Source organism: Pedobacter sp. 22226 (assembly GCF_052045455.1).
Taxonomy (GTDB): domain Bacteria; phylum Bacteroidota; class Bacteroidia; order Sphingobacteriales; family Sphingobacteriaceae; genus Pedobacter; species Pedobacter jeongneungensis.
Genome location: NZ_JBQEPB010000012.1, coordinates 54,173 through 72,135 on the forward strand (window position 1 = coordinate 54,173; position 17,963 = coordinate 72,135).

General features: G+C 40.9%; 20 protein-coding genes. 11 read left to right on the forward strand and 9 right to left on the reverse strand.

Annotated elements, in window-relative coordinates; translation table 11 throughout:
- Positions 1 to 133 precede the first annotated feature (133 nt).
- Positions 134 to 700, forward strand: coding sequence for a DUF308 domain-containing protein (locus tag ACTJKC_RS23320; RefSeq protein WP_440795785.1), 567 nt, complete (start codon positions 134 to 136; stop codon positions 698 to 700).
- A gap of 95 nt (positions 701 to 795) precedes the next feature.
- On the opposite strand, the gene ACTJKC_RS23325 is transcribed toward ACTJKC_RS23320, so the two are convergent.
- From ACTJKC_RS23325 to ACTJKC_RS23340, 4 genes are all read right to left on the reverse strand, one after another.
- The gene (locus tag ACTJKC_RS23325; protein WP_344852026.1) at positions 796 to 1,383 is read right to left on the reverse strand and encodes a Crp/Fnr family transcriptional regulator; all 588 of its coding nucleotides are present in this window, start codon (positions 1,381 to 1,383) and stop codon (positions 796 to 798) included.
- Between the two features lie 189 nt (positions 1,384 to 1,572).
- Positions 1,573 to 1,869, reverse strand: coding sequence for a putative quinol monooxygenase (locus ACTJKC_RS23330; RefSeq protein ID WP_440795788.1), 297 nt, complete (start codon positions 1,867 to 1,869; stop codon positions 1,573 to 1,575).
- 70 nt (positions 1,870 to 1,939) lie between these two features.
- Complete coding sequence (locus ACTJKC_RS23335; protein WP_440795790.1) at positions 1,940 to 2,620, reverse strand: type 1 glutamine amidotransferase domain-containing protein; 681 nt, start codon at positions 2,618 to 2,620, stop codon at positions 1,940 to 1,942.
- A 129-nt stretch (positions 2,621 to 2,749) separates the two neighbouring features.
- On the reverse strand, positions 2,750 to 3,313 hold the full coding sequence (locus ACTJKC_RS23340; protein WP_440795792.1) for a Crp/Fnr family transcriptional regulator: 564 nt from the start codon (positions 3,311 to 3,313) through the stop codon (positions 2,750 to 2,752).
- Positions 3,314 to 3,551: 238 nt separating this feature from the next.
- Here ACTJKC_RS23340 and ACTJKC_RS23345 point away from each other — a divergent pair, with 238 nt between their 5' ends.
- From ACTJKC_RS23345 to ACTJKC_RS23355, 3 genes are read left to right on the forward strand one after another with little or no spacing between them, the layout of a single operon-like run.
- Positions 3,552 to 4,442 (forward strand): SDR family oxidoreductase, encoded by an 891-nt coding sequence (locus ACTJKC_RS23345; RefSeq protein WP_440795794.1) that lies wholly within the window; start codon positions 3,552 to 3,554, stop codon positions 4,440 to 4,442.
- Positions 4,443 to 4,445: 3 nt separating this feature from the next.
- Complete coding sequence (locus ACTJKC_RS23350) at positions 4,446 to 5,372, forward strand: SDR family oxidoreductase (RefSeq protein WP_440795796.1); 927 nt, start codon at positions 4,446 to 4,448, stop codon at positions 5,370 to 5,372.
- 18 nt (positions 5,373 to 5,390) lie between these two features.
- Positions 5,391 to 6,314 (forward strand): helix-turn-helix domain-containing protein, encoded by a 924-nt coding sequence (locus ACTJKC_RS23355; RefSeq protein ID WP_440795798.1) that lies wholly within the window; start codon positions 5,391 to 5,393, stop codon positions 6,312 to 6,314.
- Here ACTJKC_RS23355 and ACTJKC_RS23360 read toward each other — a convergent pair.
- Positions 6,311 to 6,667 carry a winged helix-turn-helix transcriptional regulator gene (locus tag ACTJKC_RS23360; protein WP_344852019.1) on the reverse strand — a complete coding sequence of 119 codons (357 nt, stop codon included), beginning with the start codon at positions 6,665 to 6,667 and terminating at the stop codon, positions 6,311 to 6,313. The genes ACTJKC_RS23355 and ACTJKC_RS23360 overlap by 4 nt on opposite strands.
- Positions 6,668 to 6,770: 103 nt before the next feature.
- Here ACTJKC_RS23360 and ACTJKC_RS23365 point away from each other — a divergent pair, with 103 nt between their 5' ends.
- From ACTJKC_RS23365 to araA, 7 genes are all read left to right on the forward strand, one after another.
- A complete protein-coding gene (locus tag ACTJKC_RS23365; protein ID WP_440795800.1) occupies positions 6,771 to 7,526 on the forward strand; it encodes an SDR family NAD(P)-dependent oxidoreductase in 756 nt (251 codons plus the stop codon).
- 15 nt (positions 7,527 to 7,541) lie between these two features.
- Complete coding sequence (locus ACTJKC_RS23370) at positions 7,542 to 8,312, forward strand: SDR family oxidoreductase (protein ID WP_440795802.1); 771 nt, start codon at positions 7,542 to 7,544, stop codon at positions 8,310 to 8,312.
- Positions 8,313 to 8,512: 200 nt separating this feature from the next.
- On the forward strand, positions 8,513 to 9,265 hold the full coding sequence (locus ACTJKC_RS23375) for an SDR family NAD(P)-dependent oxidoreductase (RefSeq protein WP_440795804.1): 753 nt from the start codon (positions 8,513 to 8,515) through the stop codon (positions 9,263 to 9,265).
- Between the two features lie 404 nt (positions 9,266 to 9,669).
- Positions 9,670 to 10,548, forward strand: coding sequence for an alpha/beta hydrolase (locus ACTJKC_RS23380; RefSeq protein ID WP_440795806.1), 879 nt, complete (start codon positions 9,670 to 9,672; stop codon positions 10,546 to 10,548).
- Positions 10,549 to 10,780: 232 nt separating this feature from the next.
- A complete protein-coding gene (locus ACTJKC_RS23385) occupies positions 10,781 to 12,481 on the forward strand; it encodes a ribulokinase (protein WP_440795808.1) in 1,701 nt (566 codons plus the stop codon).
- A complete protein-coding gene (locus ACTJKC_RS23390) occupies positions 12,478 to 13,179 on the forward strand; it encodes an L-ribulose-5-phosphate 4-epimerase (protein ID WP_440795810.1) in 702 nt (233 codons plus the stop codon). Before ACTJKC_RS23385 ends, ACTJKC_RS23390 begins: the two co-directional genes overlap by 4 nt.
- Positions 13,180 to 13,517: 338 nt before the next feature.
- Positions 13,518 to 15,008, forward strand: coding sequence for an L-arabinose isomerase (gene araA, locus ACTJKC_RS23395; RefSeq protein ID WP_440795812.1), 1,491 nt, complete (start codon positions 13,518 to 13,520; stop codon positions 15,006 to 15,008).
- A gap of 113 nt (positions 15,009 to 15,121) precedes the next feature.
- Here araA and ACTJKC_RS23400 read toward each other — a convergent pair whose 3' ends face one another.
- The 4 genes from ACTJKC_RS23400 to ACTJKC_RS23415 all read right to left on the reverse strand — a co-directional run bounded on the left by ACTJKC_RS23400 (position 15,122) and on the right by ACTJKC_RS23415 (position 17,574).
- On the reverse strand, positions 15,122 to 15,397 hold the full coding sequence (locus ACTJKC_RS23400) for a hypothetical protein (RefSeq protein ID WP_440795814.1): 276 nt from the start codon (positions 15,395 to 15,397) through the stop codon (positions 15,122 to 15,124).
- Positions 15,385 to 15,579 (reverse strand): hypothetical protein, encoded by a 195-nt coding sequence (locus ACTJKC_RS23405; protein ID WP_440795816.1) that lies wholly within the window; start codon positions 15,577 to 15,579, stop codon positions 15,385 to 15,387. Before ACTJKC_RS23405 ends, ACTJKC_RS23400 begins: the two co-directional genes overlap by 13 nt.
- A 59-nt stretch (positions 15,580 to 15,638) precedes the next feature.
- Entirely contained in the window at positions 15,639 to 16,652 is a 1,014-nt protein-coding gene (locus tag ACTJKC_RS23410) for a zinc-binding alcohol dehydrogenase family protein (protein WP_440795818.1), read from the reverse strand.
- A 133-nt stretch (positions 16,653 to 16,785) separates the two neighbouring features.
- A complete protein-coding gene (locus ACTJKC_RS23415) occupies positions 16,786 to 17,574 on the reverse strand; it encodes an SDR family oxidoreductase (RefSeq protein WP_440795820.1) in 789 nt (262 codons plus the stop codon).
- Between the last annotated feature and the right edge of the window lie 389 nt (positions 17,575 to 17,963).

Here is a 17,963-nt window from a genome sequence, read left to right on the forward strand (position 1 = left end):
AAATGATCAGTTTATCTTAATTTTAGCCACAGATGCACAGGTTAATACAGAGATTTTTTGCTTTTTAACTTAAGTGAAAATTCGGCAAGGCAATAAATATGATCTTTGATTCAGAAATTAAAAGCAATACATCATGACAACTACAAATCAACCCGGCCAAACCATGCAAACGGCCCGTTCATTACAACGATTATATTTTATACGTGCAGGCTTTTCTATCCTTTGGGTAGTATTGGTAAGCGCTCTGGCCAAAACCAATACCGGCATCGCAACTGTTTTATTTATCATTTACCCGGCATGGGATGCCCTTGCCACCTATTTTGATATTCAGGCAAATCCACCTGCTGCCAATAAAACACCACAATATGTTAATGCTTTAATCAGTATTGCAACAACTGCAGGGGTAACACTGGCCCTGCAAAAGGGCATTCCCGAAGCATTAATTGTATTTGGTGTATGGGCCATATTAACGGGATTAATCCAGTTGATTTTGGGGTTGCGCAGGCGTAAACAATTTGGCGGACAATGGCCGATGATGATCAGCGGTGCACAATCCATGCTGGCTGGCGGCGCTTTTATAGCCATGGCGCATCAACCAAACCAGGGCATAACCACATTGGCGGGTTACGCAGCTTTCGGTGCCTTTTATTTCCTGCTTACGGCTTTCAGGTTATCGAAAACCATTAAAGCTGAGGCGTAATAACCAGATTGAATACTGCTTGCGGAATGGAGAAATCATATAAATTTTATATGGGCGAGGTTCAAAGACTTCTCCCCGGCTTACATTGCAGCTGTTTACCTTTTAATCCGTTTCCTGATGCGGCTTAATGATGGATTGGTGATGCCTAAGAATGAAGAAATGTGGTAAGCAGGAATCCGTTCTACGATATTGGGATGTTCTTCGAGCAACCTCAGGAACCTTTGTTCGTGCGAAAAGAAAATAAACTCTTCGGTGCGCGATTGTGCATAGGCAAAAAATGTTTCTGCCAGCAGCCTGCCGAACTTGCCCCAGTTGAGGTTCTTTTCGTACAAAGCATTCAGGTCACGGTAAGAAATAAAAATGATTTCTGAATCTTCCATGGCCTCGATAAAATACCAGCAGGGGTTTTGCGAAATGAAACTCCTGAAAGAAACCACAAATTGGTTTTCTGAAAAAAAGAAAAGGTTTTTTTCTGCTTCGGTTTCCGGATCGCGGTAAAAAATGCGGAAAATACCTTTTACAACCAAACCAAGATCATTGCATACCATGCGCTGCATATTAAAGTAATCGCCTTTTGCAATCTTTCTGGGTTTCCAAAATGGCAGGCTTTCCGTAATGTCCTGATCGGTTAAGGGTGCAAAATTCTTCAGGTGCAGGGTTAATATCTCGTTTTTATTATTCATGACAGGATGTTCGCATGGGTTAAAATTATACCTTATTATTGATAAAGATAAACAGGCCGAAGTTCAGGATTGATCATCCGTAAAATTTTAACTTAAGTTAAAATTTTGTTACAAGTTACAATAAAATTAAAAAAGGCGACCGGAGTTTATCCAGTCACCTTTTAACAATGAATTATAGTGCAAATTCTGCTATAATTCGTGTGTTAACATGACCTGCCGCTCTTTTAACAGCGGAACAATTTTAGCCACAACAATATCCTGATAATGTTTGCTGTTGCGGTGTGCTGTGAGGGCTTCTTCGTCCTGATATGCCTCGGCAAGCATTATGCTGTTTGGATCAGCATTATCCTGATACACCTTATAATATAAATTGCCAGGTTCGGCAGTACTTTTTTCAGCGAGTTCGGGCAGATAGTCCAATACGGTATTCAGTTCGCCCTCCGTGATCTGCCATTTGGCAAATACGTGTATGCTTTGTTTGTTCATATTTTTTTAATGATTGAATGAATGATTGAGTGACTGAATTATTGAATTAAGGAATGATATATTTCAATAATTAAGCTTTTACATTTTCTAACAAGGTTACAATCTTTTCGCCTACGCCTTTGGCCGATGCGGGGTTTTGTCCGGAAATGAGGTTGCCATCGATAATGCTATTGGCAGACCATGGCGTAGCGGCATGAAAAATAGCGCCCTGATCAGTTAATGCTGTTTGCAAGTCGAAGGGAACATCTGTCCTGGCATAATTGTCTTCCTCTTCAGTGGTAAAAGCAGCTATGTTTTTGCCGTTTACCAGATAGGAACCATCGCTTAATTTTACGTTAAGCAAGGATACCGGACCATGGCAAACCGCGCCTACAATGGCATTGCGCTCATAGGTTTCGGCAATTACTTGTTTTAGCAATGGAGCCTCTGGCATATCAACCATTGGTGCCAGGCCGCCCGGTATAAATACGGCATCGTAATGGCTTGTATCTATGGCTGCAAGCTTTGTTGCTTTTTGCATATCTGCCCAGCCTTTACCTGTGAGGAATTTAAGATTTTCCGGATCATCGGCCAGGTTAAGGGCGTCAAGATAAGGCGTGTCTCCGGTTAAACTGGCAAAATCGATCTGGTAACCGGCATTTTCAAATTCGGCATAAGGGTGTGCCACTTCCGGCAAAAAAGTACCTGTTCTTCTGTTTTGAGGGCCGATGGCATTGGCATTAGAAACGATAATTAAAATTTTATTTTTCATAACCTTAATTTTTTGTGGTGTTTAAATCAACTGATTTGTTTACCTCACAAAGTTGCATCATCAAGGCCTTCGGAAAGGAGGAGCCAACGCACAAAAAAAGTGTGATCAGGATCACACTTGGCTAAGAATTTAGCCCGAATAAAGCCGGCTTAAAGTTTCGCGACTTACGCCCAGGTACTCTGCGATGTATTTCTTGGGTATTTTTTGCATCAGGTGCGGATACAGCTGTCCAAATTCTTCGTAGCGTTGCTGCGGACTGCCGGAAAGTAAGGAAACAATTCGCCGCTGCTGTGCCACGTAACCATTGGTAAGTTTTACGCGAAAGAAATGTTCCATTTTATGGAAGTTAGCCGATAAGGTTTCGCGGCCCTCGAGCGTGGTGTACAAAACTTCTGCATCTGCCATGCAAAGGATATGCAGCGTTGCAGGTTTTTGGTTGAAGTAGGCCTGGTAATCAGCCATCCACCAGTTTTGCCCCGCGAACTGGATAATGTGCTCCTTCCCTTCTTCATCCAGGTAAAACATCCTGAAAATGCCAGATAAAACCAGAAACTCATATTTAGCCAAATCTCCTTCCTGTTGCAGGTATTGGTTTTTCTTTACCCTGCGTAGTGTAAAAAATGTTTTCACGTTTTCATACTCCTGATCGGTAAGCTCAGCAATTTCTTCAATATGGTTTCTTAATCTGTCCATCGGCAATAAACTTACTAAAAATCTATAAAATCCCTTTTAATTAATGCTTGATCATTAAAGCAGATGGTTTACGAAGAGCCTATGTCATAAATATGGAATTGTCATCCTTAGGAGTAATTTGTTTTTATAAAAGCATTTCTGATAATTAAATAATGGTTTCGGCTAAATCAAAAGCAGATTTGGATAAATCCAGCTGCTTAAAGCTGTTGATATTTGTATCAACAAAAGAAAATCAATTATGCGAGTATTTGTTACAGGAGCTACAGGCTTCGTAGGTACTGCCGTTGTGCAGGAATTAATTAACAATGGCCACCAGGTATTGGGATTGGCCCGTTCTGATGCCTCGGCTCAAAAACTGATTGCTGCTGGTGCGGAAGTTCATCATGGTGACCTGGAAGATTTAGATAGTTTGCGCAGCGGTGCAGCAGCTGTAGATGGGGTGATCCATGCCGGCTTTATCCATGATTTTACCCGCTTTGCCGAAGTTTGCAAGGTAGACCAAACCGCCATCGAAACCATTGGCGAAGTGCTGGCTGGTTCGAACCGCCCGTTTATTGTTACCTCTGGTACTGCCCTGGTAAGTCCGGGTACACTGGCTACCGAAGATATGATTTCTCCTTTTAATCCCGCATGGCCAAGGGCTTCCGAACAAACTGCAGATGCGGTAGCAAAGCTGGGTGTGCGTACATCAGCCATCCGTTTATCGCCATCGGTACATGGCGATGATGATAAACATGGTTTTATCCCGATACTGGTGAACATTGCCCGCGAAAAAGGCGTTTCTGCTTATATTGGCGAAGGACTTAACCGCTGGAATGCGGTACACCGTTTAGATGCCGCACATTTATACCGTTTGGCTTTAGAAAGTAATGCCTCAGGTGCCCGCTTTCATGCTGTTGCAGAAGAAGCCATTACCGTTAAAACGATAGCTGAGGCCATAGGCAAACAACTGAATATTCCCGTGGTATCCATTGCTCCCGAAGTAGCTGCTGATCATTTTGGATGGTTCTCGCACATGGCCGCAATAGATTGTCCGGCATCGAGCAAATGGACGCAGGAACAGTTACACTGGCAGCCATCACACTCAACCCTACTTACTGATATTGAAAACGGCATCTATACCCAATAAGCGATGAAAATAATAGTAACCGGCTCGTTAGGGAACATCAGCAGGCCTTTAGCCGAAATGTTAATTGCACAGAAACACCAGGTAACCGTGGTAAGCAGCGACGCCAAAAAGCAGGGCGAGATTGAAAGTTTAGGCGCCATAGCTGCTATAGGATCAATTGCTGATATAGCATTTTTAACCAATACTTTTAAAGATGCAGATGCTGTGTACGCCATGATTCCGCTGAGTTTTACAGCACCTGATTTAGGCGATTATGTGCATCGCATGGCCTCAAATTACAAACAGGTACTGCAAGATGCGCATATTAAGCGTATTGTACTGTTGAGCGGCTGGGCGGCAGACCTGGTTAAAGCCGAAAATGTAGAACACCTGTTCGATGGACTTGAAGCATCTATAACTATTTTGCGGCCCGGCGCATTTTATACCAATTTCTACCAGTCGATGGATTTGATTAAAGGCAAAGGTTTGATCGGTAAACTTCTGACGCTGCGTTATTCTGGTTTATGGGCTTTGCTTACTGGAAAAACAGGTTTATTGATGGGAAACTACGGTGGCGAAGACCGGATTGTTTTTGTATCGCCAACTGATATTGCCGCTGCTGTTGCAGAAGAATTGTTATTATTGCCCGCTGGGAAAACCATCCGTTATGTAGGCAGTGAAGAAATGACCTGTAACGAAGCGGCGAAAATTATCGGAACTGCGGTGGGCAAACCCTGGTTAAAATGGATATTGCTTAGCGATCAGGAAATGCTGCGGGGCTTAAAGATGGCTAAAGTACCCGGAAAGCTTGCCGAAACTTTGGTAGAAATGCAGGCCGCCATGCACAGTGGCAAAACGCTGGAAAACTTTCACCAGAACAACCCAAAAATGGGTAAAGTAAAACTTGCTGATTTTGCCAAAGCGTTTGCCATCGCTTATCATAAAAAATAACGAACTTTATTAATCATCATGAATAATAACCCGCTTTACCGTTTCAGTAGCATTACCGAATATCACCGCGCTGCAGGTCTGCCAAAACCGGCACACCCCTTAATTAGCCTGGTGCATATGGATGAACTGACCAGGCCACTGGCCGATGGTTCTTTCAGTCTGATCTACGATTTTTATTCAATCTCGATGAAAAGGGTAAAGAATGCCAAATTTAAATACGGACAGCAGGCCAGCGATTTTGACGAGGGCGTGCTGTTCTTTATGTCACCCGGCCAGGTATTTGGAATGGAAATTGAAAAGGGAGCAGAACGGCACCCGCCCGAAGGCTGGATGATTTTGATCCACCCTGACTTTTTATGGAACACCCCATTGGCTAAAACCATTAAACAATACGAATTTTTCAGTTATTCGGTTTACGAGGCGCTTTACCTTTCTGATAAGGAAGAAACGATGCTCAGTACCATTGCGCAGAATATAGAACAGGAATATCATGCCAATATCGATCGCTTTAGTCAGAGTGTAATTATTGCCCAGTTAGAACTGTTGCTCACCTATTCGGAAAGGTATTACCAGCGCCAGTTTATTACCCGCAAAATTGCAAACCATGAAATACTAACCAAACTGGAAGATTTGCTTACCGGTTACTTTGACAGTGGTATGCTTGCCCAAAAAGGACTGCCGAGTGTGAGTTACATTGCCGAAAACCTGAATATCTCCCCCGGTTATTTAAGTGGTCTGCTTAAATCGCTTACCGGACAAAATACCCAGCAGCACCTTCATCATAAACTGATCGAACTGGCAAAAGAAAAGCTTTCTACCACCACTTTATCCGTTAGTGAGATTGCCTACCAACTGGGTTTCGAGCACCTTCAATCTTTCAGCAAACTGTTTAAAACCAAAACCAATCTCTCGCCAATGGAATTCCGTCATTCCTTTAATTAATTTTTGCCGGTAATTTCTTTGCGGTGCTGTACGCCCCAATCAGTCAGGTTGTTGATAATGGTTTGCAGCGTTTTACCGTGTTTGGTAAGCTCGTACTGTACCGTTACCGGATGCGTGTTTAACACCGTACGTTCAACCAGTTTGTTTACTTCCAGTTCTTTTAATTCCTTGCTCAGCATTTTGTTTGATATCCCAACTACATCATTTAAAATGTCCGAAAATCTCCTTTTATTATAATGGCAGATGGATGAAATGATATAGATTTTCCATTTCCCGCTCAATACATCCATGGCATCATGAATGGCCATCATCTCCTTTTTACGATCGTTCTGGTCTATTGGTGTGCAATCCATATGTTACTTTGTTACCTCGAGGTTACTGTTACTTTTTGATACAAAGTTACTAAAATATATTTTGATAATCTAACTTTGAGGCCTCAATAAACAATATCAGGACATGAGTAAATTAAAAAATAAGGTAGCTATTGTTACCGGGGCATCAAAAGGAATAGGTGCATCTATAGCAAAATATTTTGCCGCCGAAGGTGCCAAAGTGGTGGTGAATTATGCAACAGGCAAGGCCGATGCAGATCGGGTGGTTAAAGCCATAACCGATAACGGCGGAACAGCCCTGGCCATACAGGCAGATGTATCGAAACAGGAAGAGGTAAACAGGCTTTTTGAAGAAACAAAAAATGCTTTCGGCACACTGGATGTACTGGTGAACAACGCAGGTATTTATCAATATTTACCAATTGAGCAGGTAACAGAAGCATCCTTTCATCAGCAGTTCAACATCAACGTTTTAGGATCTATACTGGCTATTCAGGGTGCTTTAAAACTATTTGGCGATCAGGGTGGTAATATTATCAACATCAGTTCGGGTGCCAGCAATACCCCTTTGCCTACCGGCACCGTATATTCTGCAACTAAAGCAGCATTAGATGCCGTTACCATTGCCTTGTCAAAAGAGTTTAGCGGAAGAAAAATCCGCATTAATTCCATTTTGCCCGGTGTGGTAGAAACAGAAGGTTCGCACAGTGCAGGTTTTATTGGCAGCGATTTCGAAGCCAAATTAGTGGCCACTACCCCGCTTGGGCGCACCGGACAGCCGGAAGATATTGCTAAAGTTGCTGTATTTCTGGCTTCAGACGATGCAGCATGGATTACCGGAGAAAAAATTTCTGTTTCGGGGGGCATTTACGGAATTTAAAATTAAAGAGAGAAAATGGACAGGTTAAAAAATAAAGTTGCGGTAATTACAGGTGGTAATAGCGGTATCGGATTTGGAATTGCAGAGGCTTTTAAGAATGAAGGTGCAGTGGGCACCATTACCGGCAGAAATGATGTCACTTTAAACCATGCAATAAACGCTTTAGGTTCAGGTTTTATAGGTATTAAAGGTGATGTTACCAACCTGAATGATTTAGAAAATACCTTTAAAGAAACGGCTGGTCAATTTGGAAAAATTGATGCTTTGGTGGTTAACGCAGGTGGTATTGTGGATGGTATGCCGATGGCAGGCATAAATGAGGTTACCGAGGAAAATTACGACCTATATATGGACCTGAATTTGAAAAGCGCCTATTTTTCGGTACAAAAAGCACTTCCCTATTTAAACGACGGCGCTTCGGTTATACTGATTGGATCGAGCGCCGCGCACCGTGCAGCACCAGGAATGACTATTTATGGCGCAGCAAAAGCAGCCATCATATCATTGGCCAGGGGTTTGTCGCTTGATTTATTATCAAGAAAAATAAGGGTAAATACACTTTCTCCAGGCTCTATTGACACCCCGGTTTTCGGAAAAATTGTACCCGAAGAACAATTGGACCAGGTTAAGCAACTCTGGATCGATATTACGCCTGTGGGCCGGCAAGGACTTCCATCAGATATTGGAAATGCTGCAGTATTTTTAGCTTCTGATGAATCAGCCTTTATTGTAGGCACCGAAATTCTTTCAGATGGCGGACTTACGAATATTAGTTTGATGAAATAATTTATTAAAAATGGTTCGGGTTTAATTCTATTTTATAAAATAGATGTCCGAGCCATTTTATCAATCTGTTTCTGTGCTAATGGTACAATTGAATACACAAGGTTGTTAATTTTGAACGACGCACTTAATTGTTAAATCACTTTTAACTGACAAACATTCTAATTTGATACACGTTGAATTAATAGTTAAAAATTATAATCATGTCAGTATTAGAAAATAAAGTCGCCGTTGTTTCGGGAGCAGGTTCAGGAATTGGAAGGGCAATCGCCGTTACTTATGCAAAAGAAGGTGCTAAAGTAGCTGTTGCCGATATAAATGGCGCACATGCCGAAGAAACCGTTAAAATAATTAAGGATGCTGGTGGCGATGCTTTTGCCATTACTGCCGATTCATCAAAAGCAGCAGAAAATAAAGCCATAGTAGAAAAAGTTGTGGCACAATATGGCCGGTTAGATATTGCCTGTAATAATGCGGGTATGGGTGGCCCTGCCAAACCAACCGGCGAATATGAACCGGAAGAATGGGACCGCGTAATTGCCTTAAACCTGAACGGTGTGTTTTATGCCTGCAGGTACGAGCTGGAACAAATGGAAAAAAACGGTGGTGGTTCTATCATCAACATTGCTTCCATCCACGGTCAGGTGGCTGCGCCTAACAGTCCGGCTTATACCGCTTCAAAACATGCAGTAGTTGGCCTTACTAAAAATATTGCTGCAGAGTATGCCCAGAAAAATATCAGGTGTAATGCCGTTGGCCCTGGTTATATTGAAACCCCTCTACTTTCTGCCAACCTTGATCAGAAAGCCCAGGATGCCATTGCTGCTAAAAGCCCGATAAACAGGCTTGGAACCGCACAGGAAATTGCAGATTTGGTTGTATTTTTAAGTTCTGATAAATCATCTTTTACCACCGGAAGTTATATTATCTCCGATGGCGGTTATACTGCGGTGTAGAAAGTTAAAATTGATCAAAGCAATTTGTTATTGCGAGGCATGAAGCAATCTTAAAACGTACGCTATTAATTATTTTTTAAGATTGCTTCAGTAAAGATTTATAGGCTACTATGCTAAGCTTGCTTTGGAAAAGCACAATCCTGACCGAAGCACAACCGTGCCTGTTAACGTTCAACGAACAAGGCTTTATCCTCAAGGTCGAAAGTTATTCTTTTAACCAGCCAGTTAATCCAGATTATGCCATCATAAACAAGGCCCTCAACAAATTGTACAGGCAAATCTTTAACCACCACAGCTGGCTGATCTTATTAACATGCTTTATGATTATCTTTATTGATTCAAATAATGATTAATTTTCGCAAATCTGATCAGATTATTCAGCCATTACCTATAAGCTTTATTTAATGAAACCACAAAAGCATATCCATACCATATTTTTCATCGCAATATTGATATTTAGTCAGTTAATAACCTTTGGACAAACCAAAAAGCAAGATATTGTAAAAACCGGCAAACCATTTGTACTTGGCGTGATTGATGAAATCCAGTCAAAAGAACTGGCTGAAAAAAGGGTGCTGAATATCTACCTTCCAGAAGGTTATAGCCAAAACGATACGACTAAATATCCGGTAATTTACCTCCTTGATGGTTCTGCCGACGAAGATTTTATCCATGTGGCCGGCCTTGTTCAGTTTAATAGTTTCGAATGGGTTAATCAGGTTCCCAAATCAATTGTGGTGGGAATAGCAACAGTTGACCGCAAACGGGATTTTACCTTCCCTACAAAGATTGAAAGCGATCAGAAAAAATATCCTGCAACAGGTCACTCAGCTAAATTTATTGCATTTATCGGCAACGAACTACAGCCCTTTATTCGGCAGAGATATAAAACAAATGAATCAAAAACCATTATCGGACAATCTTTGGGTGGATTGTTGGCCACCGAAATCCTGTTTCAAAAACCATCTTTATTTAACAACTACGTTATTATCAGCCCAAGTTTATGGTGGAACAACGGATCTCTGTTAAATGAACAACCAAACCTCCCCAGTCAGCTCACCCGGGTTTATATTGCAGTAGGTAAAGAAGGATTAACGCCTACCGAAATACCCAGGGTTATGGAGGTTGATGCAAACCTTTTGGCAGAAAAGATTAAAGAAACGAAAGCGAAGAATGTAAAGGTATATTTTGATTATCTTCCTTTAGAAAACCATGCAACCATCATGCACCAGGCGGTTTCCAACTCGTTTCGCTTTTTGTATCCTGTTAAAGTAAAAGAATAATTTAATATTCAGAGCTTATTTTATTTTCTTAAAAGTACTCTGATAAACAAAACTTTATCTTACTCATAGATTTCCAATATTCATATACTAAGCCAACAAGATGGCTTCATCATTATATAATAAGATTTATATTACTTCAATAAATACCCATTAAACGCATGTTTCTTTTAAAATGTGACTAAAATTTTTTATTTCAAATAAATAAACGTTAATTAGACGATTATTTATTGTTATGAGCACAGCAAACTATGTAATTGGTGTAGATTACGGGACGGATTCTGTCCGCTCCGTTTTAGTTGATACCGCTAACGGAAAAGAGATTTCCTCATCCGTTTTTCTCTATCCAAGATGGCAGAAAGGCCTCTATTGCAAGCCAGCCGTTAACCAGTTCAGGCAGCATCCCCTGGATTATATCGAGGGTTTAACCCACACCATAAAAGATTGTTTGGCCAAAGCCGATGGAGCTGAAATTGCACATTTGGTAAAAGGGATTTCGGTTGATACTACTGGTTCCAGTCCCGTAGCAGTTGATGCAACAGGTACGCCTTTAGCTTTAACACCAGGTTTTGAAGAAAATCCAAATGCCATGTTCGTGCTTTGGAAAGATCATACCGCAGTTAAAGAAGCGGCAGAAATAAACGAACATGCCAAAAAGTTTCCGGTAAATTACCTCAAATATGCAGGTGGAATTTATTCTTCCGAATGGTTCTGGTCTAAACTGTTACACACCTTAAGAATTGATCCGGCTATTAAAAATGGGGCAGCATCGTGGGTAGAGCATTGCGACTGGATCCCGTTTTTACTTTGCGGTGGAAACGATATTAAATCAATGAAACGTAGCCGTTGCGCCGCCGGACATAAAGCCCTTTGGGCAGAAGAGTTTAACGGCTTACCTCCTGAAAACTTCTTTAGCAGCCTCGATCCGGTTTTAACCGGCTTTAAGGATAAATTATTTGCTGATACTTATACTTCTGATATCGCTGCAGGAACCCTTAGCGAAGAATGGGCAACGAAATTAGGTTTGAATACCAGTGTAGTTGTTGGCGTTGGCGCATTTGATGCACACATGGGGGCTGTTGGCGGGCAAATTGAGCCTTATTACCTGAGTAAGGTAATGGGTACCAGTACCTGCGATATTTTAGTTGCTCCTAACGCAGATCTGCATGGGAAATTAATTAACGGCATCTGCGGACAGGTAAACGGATCAGTAATTCCGGGTATGGCAGGTTTAGAGGCCGGACAATCTGCTTTTGGTGATGTGTATGCCTGGTTTAAAAATTTAATCAGCTGGCCCTTAAATCATTTACTAACTGAATCTAACTTAATTGATGAGGCTACTGCAATTGCTTTAAAAGAAGAATTAGAAGGTAAAATTATTGCAAACCTGAGCAAACAGGCCGAAGCTTTGGAAGATGGAGATTATGCCGAACTGGCCATCGATTGGTTAAACGGCAGAAGAACACCAGATGCCAATCAGGAATTAAAAGGTGCCATTACTGGTTTAGGTTTGGGTACCGATGCCCCAAGATTTTTCCGCGCTTTAGCTGCAGCAACCTGTTTTGGTGCAAAGGCTATTGTTGATCGTTTTAAAGAACAGGGCGTACCTGTAAAAGGAATCATTGGTATTGGTGGTGTAGCGAAAAAATCATCATACATTATGCAGATGATGGCTGATGTATTGGAAATGCCGATCAGGATCCACCGTTTCGAGCATACCTGTGCTTTAGGTGCGGCCATGTTTGCTGCGGTTGCAGCAGGCATCTATCCTACCATCGAAGCGGCTATGGCTGCCATGGGAACGGGTTTCGAAAAGGAATACAAGCCTGATATCAAAAAGCAAAAGCTGTACCGCCAGCATTATCAGCAATATCTGGGCTTAGGCCGTTACCTTGAAAAATACAATAAAAAAGATGTTAAACCTTATTTATCATGAGCGATTATCTGGATATAAAAGAACAGGCGTATAAAGCCAATATGCAACTACCAAAATTAGGCTTGGTATTATTCACTTTTGGCAATGTGAGCGCTGCAGACCGCGCTAAAGGTGTTTTTGCAATTAAGCCGAGTGGTGTTCCTTATGAGGATTTATCTCCAAATGACATGGTGATCGTCGACTTTGACGGCAATACTGTTGAAGGCAGTTTACGTCCATCGTCTGATACTAAAACCCATGCCGTTTTATACAAACATTGGGAAGATATCGGAGGCATCGTGCATACTCACTCTACTTACGGCACAGCTTGGGCGCAGGCACAAAGGGCTATTCCGATTTTCGGTACCACACACGCCGACCATTTAACAGTCGATATTCCATGTGCACCACCCATGGCTGATGAGATGATTAAAGGAAATTATGAATATGAAACTGGTTTTCAGATCATGAATCATTTTGAAAGCCTGGGTTTAAGCCATAGAGAAGTCGAGATGATTTTAGTAGGAAACCATGCTCCTTTTACCTGGGGCAAAACAGCTGATAAAGCGGTTTATAACAGCGCCGTTTTAGAAACCATAGCACAGATGGCTTTATTAACCGAACAGATTAATGCGCAGGCACCGAAGCTGAAAGATTCATTAATTGAGAAACATTATGAGCGGAAGCATGGTAATGGAGCGTATTACGGACAGAAATGAGTTTGGAGTTATTAGTTTGGAGTATTGAGTCCCAATGGCATAAAAAAAATTAAAGAATTAGAAAAGCAGTTGCAGTGGTTCTTAGTGAAAGGTAGTCCCGCCATTCGCTGTAGTCCCGATGAAGAATCGGGAGCTGCCGCTGCTGTCGGGTTTAACATTGTAGGGTTAACCTAAGTGAAATATACTGATTGGAGTGAGCATCCCGATGTAAAATTGGGATAAAACGGAAAGCAGGACTGCGGTAACCGATGAATTACGGAACTTTGCTTTCCAAAAAAGAAAAGAGCATTTCGGTCTGTGAAGACACAGACCTAGGATTAAATAAAAACAACATCATAATGATTGATTTAAAAAAATTACAGGTTTGGTTCATCACCGGTACACAACATTTGTACGGTGAAGAAACCTTAAAACAAGTGGCAGAACATGCACAACAAGTGGCAGATTCGTTAAACCAGAATGGAAATATTTCCGTTTCGGTAGTATATAAACCCATTGTGAAAACCACTGAAGAGATTTTCGAAACTTTACAACAGGCCAATACTGATAAAAATTGTATCGGGGTAATTACCTGGATGCATACATTTTCTCCGGCCAAAATGTGGATCAGGGGTTTAAATGTGCTACAAAAGCCTTTATTGCACCTTCACACGCAATTTAACCGTGATATTCCATGGAATAGCATCGACATGGACTTTATGAACCTGAACCAAAGTGCCCATGGCGACCGTGAATTTGGTTTTATGGTTACCCGTATGCGTAAAGACCGTAAGGTAGTGGTTGGCCACTGGCAGGATGAAGAAGTGGCAAAACAGATTGATACCTGGTGCAGGGCTGCAGCCGGATGGAACGATTGGCAAGGTGCAAAATTTGTTCGTTTTGGCGATAATATGCGTTTTGTAGCCGTAACTGATGGTGATAAAGTGGAAGCTGAAATGAAGTTTGGCTTTTCGGTAAATACTTATGGTATAGGCGATTTAGTAGCAGTAATTAATGGAATTAATGAGGATGCCATTCAAGCTTTATTAAAAGAATACGAAGAAACTTATGAAATGGCTGTTGACTTAAAAGTTGGCGGTGACAGACATTCGTCTGTTTATGAAGCGGCGAAAATTGAGCTGGGTTTAAGAAAATTTTTAGAAGATGGCGGTTTTAAAGGTTTCTCTGATACGTTTGAGGACCTGCATGGCATGATTCAGCTGCCGGGTATTGCAGCACAGCGTTTAATGGCCGATGGTTATGGATTTGCGGGCGAAGGCGACTGGAAAACGGCTGCTTTGGTGCGTGCCTGCAAGGTAATGGGTGCTGGCTTAGCTGGTGGAAATGCTTTTATGGAAGATTATACCTACCATTTCGATCCTGCAAACGCGATGGTTTTAGGTTCGCACATGTTAGAAGTTGATGCATCATTGGCTAGTGGTAAAGCCAGTTTGGAGGTTCATCCTTTGGGTATTGGTGGCAAAGCAGATCCGGCACGTTTGGTTTTTAATGTCGCTGGTGGTGATTCTTTAAATGCATCTTTAATTGATATGGGCAATCGTTTCCGCTTGTTAGTGAACGAAGTAAAAGCTGTAGAAGCTGAACATGATTTACCAAATTTACCTGTAGCACGCGTACTCTGGAAACCGCTACCGGATATGAAAACGGGTTGTGCAGCCTGGATTTATGCCGGCGGTGCACATCATACGGCTTACAGTCAGAATTTAACAACAGAGCATTTATTGGATTTTGCAAATATTGCCGGTTTGGAGTATGTAAATATCGGTGCAGATACTAAAATTAACCAGTTCAGAAATGAACTGCACTGGAATGAAGTGTTTTATAAATAGTTTGGTTAATTAACGCTCAATGCTCAGGCCGGTAATCTTTGGGTTATCGGCTTTTTTGCTTTTGATAATAGAAAATCGTTTATTGGTCGGTGAGACACCAACCAATAGGTAAATTATCCTTTTACTATGGAAGTAAAATCTGAGAAATCTTCAACTTTAAATGCCCGAATGTCTCTTACCGATTTTCTAAACCAATCGATATTAGAAAGAATGTTGATGGCCTTATAAACCGCAGTTAAATTCTCCTCGGTAACGTAAGTACTCCCCTGAATCCAATAAAAGCCACTACCATTTAAGTGATTTTTTATTTCAGCATAAGCACTATGATATTTTTCACCATATTCTTTTTTTAGATCAGATATGGTCATATCAAAGCTTAATGCGTACATGCTTCTTCACCTAAAAATCTAAAAAGATCTTCTTTTTCAAAAAAAACTTCACCATCATCTGATTTGGCAGTGATGACAATGCCTGCAAATGGATTTTTTTCTATTTCTATCACAACTCCATCAACCCAATCTACCCTATCGGTTACTTGTGGAGAAATTGACACTTTATCACCTATTTTCATAACAGAGTTTATTATATAAGCTAATGAATACAAATATAAGTATTTTTATAAAGCTATCATTACATACTCACCATCGCCTTAATCACCCCATTTTTAGGATCCAGCCAACTTTTAAATTCATCTTTAACTTCTTCAAAATTAACCTGGTGGGTGATGTAATTTGTTGGATTTACCAAACCGGCCTTCATAGATTTAATAACATGTTCAAAATCTTCGGTTGTGGCATTTCTGCTGCTCATCAGGGTAGATTCTCTTTTATGGAATTCAGGATGGTTAAAGATTAAATCGCCTTTTTGCAGGCCGATTAACACAAACCTTGCGCCGTGGGCCATATAATTAATGGCATTATTAATTGCTTTCTGATTACCTGTAGCGTCGATTACAACCGTTGGCATATCGCCATTGGTAATCTCGCTCAGTTGTTGAGTAACATCATTAGAAAGCGCATTTACCGCATGTGCAACATTTATTTTCTCTTTACAGAATGCTAAACGGTCTTCATTAATATCCAGCGCAATCACGTTTGCGCCAGCTATCCTTGCAAATTCCATGGTGCCTAAACCAATCGGTCCAGCTCCTATAACGAGCACAAATTCGCCCGGCTGAACATCTGCCCTGCGTACGCCATGTGCGCCGATGGCTAAAGGTTCAACTAATGCCAGTTCATCAAAACTTAGTCCTTCTCCGTGTAACAGCGTTCTTGATGGCACCTGCAAATATTCGCGCATGCCGCCGTCAACATGTACACCGCAAACCTGCATTTTTACACAACAATTGGGTTTATTCATGCGGCACGCAATACATTCGCCACAGTTAAAATATGGAATAAATGTAACAGCTTCACCTATTTTAAACCCGTCTGTTCCATCGGCCTGTACCAATTCGCCGGATAATTCGTGACCTAAAATGCGTGGATAATTAAAAAATGGCTGCGTACCTTCGAAAGCATGTAAATCTGTTCCGCAGATGCCGATCCGTTTAATTTTTATGATGGAATGATCTTTTTTTAATTCAGGTTTTTCCGTTTCCGAGTATTCAAAAGTGCCCGGAGTTGTACAGGTAAGGGTTTTCATTTTTATTAATGTTTTAATTGAATGATAGACTGAGTGAATGTTAAATTAGAGATAATGGAATGGCAAAGTTTAAATTGTTAATTTAGGTTTGCATTCAATCATTCAGAACACTGTCATTCAGTCATTTTTCATTTTATGCGTTTGCTAAAGCTCTGTCTAGATGTACATAACCGCCATCAACATGGATAATTTGTCCGGTGGTGTGGCTCGACTTGTTCGACATTAAAAAAGCAGTCATATTTGCAATTTCTTCTGCAGTGGTCATCCGATTTTCCAATGGGATTTTAGAGGTAATTTCTTTTAATTTTTCTTCTGCATGATCAAGGGTTTCTATCCAGGTCTCATAGGCTGGTGTCCAGCATTCGGCAACAACTACTGCGTTTACGCGAATGCCATATTTTAGAAGCTCAACGGCCCACTCGCGGGTTAAAGCATTTCTACCACCATTTGCTGCTGCATAGGCAGAGGTATTTCCTTGTCCGGTTTCAGCTGTTTTTGAAGTGATGTTTACAATGGCGCCTTTACTTTTAATCAGTTCGGGCAAGGCATGATGCGCCATTAAATAATAATGAACCACGTTTTTATGTAGCGAAGCCATAAAATCCTTATAGTTTCCGCTTTCCAAACCAACACCATCATTCACGCCTGCATTGTTCACCAAACCGTCTATCCTGCCAAATTTTGCAATAATATCTTTAACAACTTTTTCGCAATCATCCGGATTGGAAAGCTCGGCCACAAATTGTTCTGCTTTTTTGCCTTGTGCCGTAATTTCATCAACCACTTTCTGGTTATCTTCTGCTTTTCTGCCAACAATTACTGCAATTGCATCTTCTTTGGCAAATACTTCTGCAATGCTACGGCCAATGCCTTTTGCTGCACCTGTGATGATGATCACTTTTTCTTTTAATTGTAAATCCATATTTTTTTTAATTAGTGAATGAGTGATGGATCAAATGATTGAATGTACATTTTCACTCCATCATTCAAAACCGACTCGTTCTATCATTTTTTTAGTTAGTGAATGATTGATGAATCAAATAATTGAATGTAAATTTTCACTCCATCATTCAAAACCGACTCGTTCTATCATTTTTTTTAATTAGTGAATGATTGATGAATCAAATGATTGAATGTACATTTTCACTCCATCATTCAAAACCGACTCGTTCTATCATTTTTTTAATTAGTGAATGATTGATAGATCAAATGATTGAATGTAAATTTTCACTTCATCATTCAAAATCCACTCATTCTATCATTTTTTTAGTTAGTGAATGATTGATGGATCAAATGATTGAATGTAAATTT